The 5251-nt window shown below is 47.1% G+C and carries 5 protein-coding genes and 1 pseudogene; 1 reads left to right on the top strand and 5 read right to left on the bottom strand.

The genetic code is table 11. The annotated features are described in order from the left end of the window. The coding region (locus MHN01_RS15670) for an NADP-dependent oxidoreductase (protein ID WP_239412201.1) at positions 1-663 on the top strand (663 nt) is incomplete at its 5' end. A 61-nt stretch (positions 664-724) separates the two neighbouring features. Here the strand turns inward: MHN01_RS15670 and MHN01_RS15675 are convergent. From MHN01_RS15675 to phhA, 5 genes and pseudogenes are all read right to left on the bottom strand, one after another. Beyond that, positions 725-1315, bottom strand: coding sequence for a membrane integrity-associated transporter subunit PqiC (locus MHN01_RS15675; RefSeq protein WP_239412202.1), 591 nt, complete (start codon positions 1313-1315; stop codon positions 725-727). Next, entirely contained in the window at positions 1315-2961 is a 1647-nt protein-coding gene (gene pqiB, locus MHN01_RS15680) for an intermembrane transport protein PqiB (protein WP_239412203.1), read from the bottom strand. Before pqiB ends, MHN01_RS15675 begins: the two co-directional genes overlap by 1 nt. A gap of 39 nt (positions 2962-3000) precedes the next feature. Continuing rightward, complete coding sequence (locus MHN01_RS15685; RefSeq protein WP_239412204.1) at positions 3001-4314, bottom strand: paraquat-inducible protein A; 1314 nt, start codon at positions 4312-4314, stop codon at positions 3001-3003. Positions 4315-4656: 342 nt separating this feature from the next. Next, positions 4657-5007, bottom strand: a complete 351-nt coding sequence (locus MHN01_RS15690) for a 4a-hydroxytetrahydrobiopterin dehydratase (protein ID WP_239412205.1) — start codon at positions 5005-5007, stop codon at positions 4657-4659. Then, positions 5000-5251, bottom strand: a pseudogene (gene phhA / locus MHN01_RS15695) (phenylalanine 4-monooxygenase); the annotation flags it as partial. The pseudogene phhA and the gene MHN01_RS15690, both read right to left, overlap by 8 nt.

The following is a 5251-nucleotide window of genomic DNA, read 5'->3' on the forward strand; positions in this document are numbered from 1 at the left end:
CCGGCGACTCCCCTTCCTCTGCAAAGCTTCCTCGGCATCATGGGAATGCCGGGTATGACAGCCTGGTCGGGCTTATTCTACATCGCAGATCTGCAACCAACGGATACTGTTTTTGTTTCAGCAGCCTCCGGCGCTGTCGGCAGTGCTGCCTGCCAAATAGCCAAGTTGCACGGTTGTACTGTGATAGGATCGGTAGGATCTGACAAGAAAGCTAACTTTCTCAAAGAGATGGGAATCGACGCCATTATCAACTATAAATCTGAGGCAAATTTATCTGACGCTCTCGCTGCTGTTGCCCCACTGGGAATAGATGTCTACTTCGACAATGTGGGCGGTGAGCACCTTGAAGCCGCCCTGGATAACATGAACAACTTTGGCCGGATAACGGCCTGCGGCATGATTTCGAACTATAACGATGCCGAGCCACAACCCGGGCCAAAAAACCTCATCAAGCTCATTGGTAAGAAACTAAAAATGCAGGGCTTTATAGTAACGGACCATTGGGATCACTACCCTGAGTTCACTCAGCAAATGGGAGAATGGATTGCCGAAGGCAAGATCAAGTGGGAAGAGACCGTATTTGAAGGTTTAGACAAAGCACCCGATGCCTTTATCGGGTTATTCGAAGGAAAAAACACCGGGAAAATGCTCGTAAAACTGTAACGGCACCGCCACAATTACCCTTTAGAGAACTATCTAATAAAAAAACCTAGCCTCACACAGGCTAGGTTTTCGTGGTAAATATCGCTATTCGCTGCGCCATCTGAGTGGTTAACCGGTTAACAGCTTCTGATAGAGCTTTCACCTGCGCATCGTAACCATCTCGCTCCAGCGGGACTTGATAGGTAAAAGGGTAAACGCCCTGCAGCACGCCTTTCGCATCAAGCAATAACCACTCCCCACTAACCTTGGCAACCCCGGTATAGTGACCATTAAACTGATTCACTTTTACTTGAAGCCGCGGCACTCCCATTGTTGACAAAGCTGGCGTTAGCTCTGTCGGCCAATACCTTGATTGTTTCTGGCGAAGATCGTTGTTTATCCGTCGCGTAAGTTGCTCACTGATGCTTTCAGCCCATAAATTTTGCTGCGCCTGTACCACCTCGGTATCGCTAAGCTGATAGACCAACCCGTTGCCTGACAAGTGCTCGGCCATTTCCACCGGGCGAACCACCAGCAAAGGTTGATTAGTCGCAATTGCAGACGTGACAGCCTGGTTTCCTGAAGGTAGCAGATAAGTATTGCTGACGGGCTCCGTTGGCTGACTACTGCAGCCCACAAGGATCCCTCCCAATATCATTAACCATTTACGCATTACTTAATCCCCCCGACGGGAATAGGATCTTTGGCCTTTTCTCCCGAAAAAATCAGTGAATTTGGCTTGTCATTTATTTGCCGCAATACCGGCTGAAGCTCTGTCATTACCTGTTCAAATCGTGACAAGGCCTGTTCCAGGTTACGATACGGTTCGGCATCTGGCCCAAAACCATCTAAGGTATTCTGAATCTGCTGCAGACTGTTACGGACTTCGCTAGGAATGGCCTGAGTATCCTGGTTCGCCAAAATCACAGCCAGCTCGTTCGCCATTTTTTCGGCGGCCAGCAACGTCTTCTGCGAAGCGTTCAGGCTGTTATTCAAGCTTGCCAGTGTATCTTCAACTGGCAGGTTATTTATCTTGCTTAAGATAGCGCTAATTTGTTTTTGTATTTGGGCAAACCCTCCTGCTTTGGTTGGGAAAACATCATAGTCACCATAGCGCGCTAACTCAGGCATTTCTTCTTCAGGATAGAGTTCAGTATCAACCAGCAATGCCCCTGTTAACAAGTTACCTGTCTTCAAAGAAGCTCGGAGCCCAGCCTTAAATTCCCGCTCAAGGTTCGTCTTCAACTGAGGCAAGGAATCAACATCGACATGTTCATATATCCGCCCCAGTTCTATACGCACCAAGACTGGGATCTGCTTACTTGCAAACCCGCTCACGGCCCGAGGCAGTTCCAACGGAACTTTCCTAACGGTTCCAATGCGAATACCCCGGTACTCAACAGGAGCACCTGAGTTCAACCCTCGAACCGATTCGTCAAACAACATGACGTATTCGAGATATTCATCAAAAAAGCGCTCCCTGACCTGCTTGAGATTGTTGTAGAGCCGAAACCGGCTCAGCTCCTTAGTGATCAACTCACCCGGCTCATTGCCTCTTGGCACCCTGAAGCTGACCCCACCGGTGATCAAAGACTCGATCGAACCTATTTTCAAGTTGAACCCTTCTGCAGACATTTGCAAATCCACGCCGGACGTTAACCAGAAACGGGTTCGCTTGCGGATAAGACTGTTATAGGGCTCGAAGATAAACAGCTGGTAATTGGCTTTCTTGGCCTCGGGATCAAAGGTTATTTTCTCTACCCGACCGACCGTAAAACCTTCATACAATACCGGGTCTCCCACCCCGAGTTTGCCAGCTTCGTTATGATAGAGAACCAGCCGGATCCCCTTAGCATCAGGCGGTGCAACCGGTGGTACCTCCAACACGGTAAACTCGAGTTTTTCCTTTTTTGCAACGCCCGGTTGCAATTGGACATAGGCACCTGAGAGTAACGTTTCCAGCCCGGATACGCCCTCTTTACCAATTCTAGGTTTTACCACCCAAAATAGGGTGTCTTCCTTGAGCATACGAGCGGCATCTTTGTCTATCTGCGCTGTGGCGATAATAGCGCTATAGTCATCATTTAAGCTCACATCCGTGATAACCCCGACTCTGACATTGAGTGCCTTAACCTCCGTTTTTCCAACCTCAATCCCCTCGGCTGTTTTCAAAAACAATGTCACTTCCGGCCCTTTGCTCATCATGTATTGAGCAATCATCCAAATGCCGATTCCCAGCGCAATCACTGGAACAAGCCAGATAGAAGAAATCTGCTTGATATCCTGGACTTCAGCTTTTTCCTGCTTGTTATCACTCATAGTTGGCTTCTCTTTATTATTGATTACCACTGCCTTGTCTTATGATGCCTGCTCGTGATTATTCGAAGAGGCAGCCGGCTCTTCTTCTGTCCAGAAGATCCTTGGATCAAAGGTCATTGCCGACAACATGGTTAAAATAACAACACTGGCAAAAGACAGTGCTGCCGGTCCCGGAAAAATTGCCATCAAATTCTGTAACTGCACCAAGGCCACCAGAATGGCGACAACAAAAATATCAATCATTGACCAGCGGCCAATCAACTCGGTGATCCGATAAAGCCTTAATCGCTGGATCGCCTGTCGGCCGTCAGTTGAACCGACAGCCTGTGCTTTCATGTACAGCCAGAACAATGCGAAGATCTTGGCAAGCGGAATAATAATGCTGGCCAGAAAGATAACCGCGGCAATCGGGTACGAACCTAATTGCCACAGCAGAACAACCCCCTCCATGATTGTCGAGCCCTCCGAGTTACCCAGACTGACGGTGAACATCATCGGATACAAATTAGCCGGAACAAAGAAGACAACAGCGGCGATTAATAATGCCCAACTTCGTTGCAGGCTCTGATGCGGATGATAAGGGTGTAAAGTACTATGACAACGGCGACAACGAGCATGCGAAGTGACTGGCATAGGATTAAGCTGGGCACAGGTATGACAGCTGACATGATTAGCAGATTGGTGACTGTCGCCAACTTTTAGCCCGGGCAAAGGTAGCATAGGGGCAAACTGCAACCATAACCACGTTCTGTCTACCATGGACACACATTTCACAACCAGCAGCGTATAAAAACAAAACGCCCAAAATGACATTCCCAGGCCGATATCAGCCAGTGATGCAATTTTTATCAGGCTGACCAAAACCCCAATAAGAAAAACATCCACCATAAGCCAAGGCTCAATAACGGTCATGCCGCGGCACAGACGCTTCTCGAACATACGAACTGATTTTGCCTCAGCAGTTACAGACAGCTTCTTGGCAACCCAGTAGAGGTACAGAACGGTGGAAATATAAACGGCAGGCAATATCACAACAGTCAATAATAGTAAAGCTGCCAGTAAACTATTTTGGAAACTGCTGAGCATTTTGGCAGCATGAAGCAGGGTGATCTCCTGAGTGATCCCCTGCACACTGAAAGACATAAACGGAAAGCTAATGCTGAGTACCAGCATAATCAAACAGGCAATGCCATAAGATAACGGCCGCTGAAAAGGCTGGCTGATATATTTTGCCAATGTGTGGCCGCAACGAGGGCAGGAGGCTTTCTGCCCGTCAGTTAATACAGGCAGTTCTGTCACCAAGCCACACTCTTCACAGCCCACCAGCACTTTAGATGCCTGTTGCTCGCTCATTCTAAGCCTTTATCTTTGCTCTTATCCACTGAGTATAGAAAATCTCAGGGAAATGCCCGTGCAAAAATAAGATAACGCCTTGATATAAAGCTGATAGATGCACGATAAACACAGCAATAGAGTTTCATTCTTTTTGCGCAATAAAAAACCTCCCAAGTGGGAGGTTAAGTCAAGCAAGATAAAGTGAACGTCTAGTTACTACGAAGCTCATATGAGCAAATCTACTTATGGATGGATCACGTGGTTTTATTCGCCTTAACACTACTACTCACAGTATAGTTAACAATTCATGACCATATGAAATATATGGTTATATCTCGCCCTGCTTTAAACATTCAGACTTTACTGATTTAACGATTGATAAGCTAAATCCGTTTTTGCAGCACAGATGAAATCATTTTTATGCAGTCCTTTCACTGAATGACTCCACCAGCAAACCGTCACTTTCCCCCACTCCAGCGTGATAGCCGGATGATGAAACTCTTCTTCGGCAAGCTCGGCGACTTTGTCTGCAAATGCCCAGGCTTGTTTAAAGTTCTTGAACTTATAGGCCCGCTCAAGTTGCTTAATCCCTTCCCTGCTAAACACATCCCACTCTGGGATATTCTGAGACAACTCAATCATCTCACGCTCGGTGACCATCGGCGCACCAACCTGGCACGCTTCACATTTCAATTCATGTAATTCAGACATAGTCTCCCACAATCTCCTTATCTTTGGGTGGAAACATAGGCTCATGCAAGCCTAAAGATTTAGCCTCTAATACCATACTCATAATGTCTTTCTGGGCCAATTCGTACAGTTGATCAATACTATCGAGTACGAAATATATAGGTTGCATAATATCGATACGGTAAGGCGTACGCATAATATCAACCGGATCAAACGCACGATAAACAGGCTTATCACTGGTTACCGCATATTCTGTTTCACCGGG

This window comes from Photobacterium sp. OFAV2-7 (genome assembly GCF_022347985.1).
GTDB lineage: Bacteria > Pseudomonadota > Gammaproteobacteria > Enterobacterales > Vibrionaceae > Photobacterium.

Coding starts and splice junctions, on each gene's coding strand:
- MHN01_RS15675 (WP_239412202.1), bottom strand. CDS start 1,315: ATGCGTAAATGGTTAATGATATTGGGAGGGATCCTTGTGGGCTGCAGT.
- pqiB (WP_239412203.1), bottom strand. CDS start 2,961: ATGAGTGATAACAAGCAGGAAAAAGCTGAAGTCCAGGATATCAAGCAG.
- MHN01_RS15685 (WP_239412204.1), bottom strand. CDS start 4,314: ATGAGCGAGCAACAGGCATCTAAAGTGCTGGTGGGCTGTGAAGAGTGT.
- MHN01_RS15690 (WP_239412205.1), bottom strand. CDS start 5,007: ATGTCTGAATTACATGAATTGAAATGTGAAGCGTGCCAGGTTGGTGCG.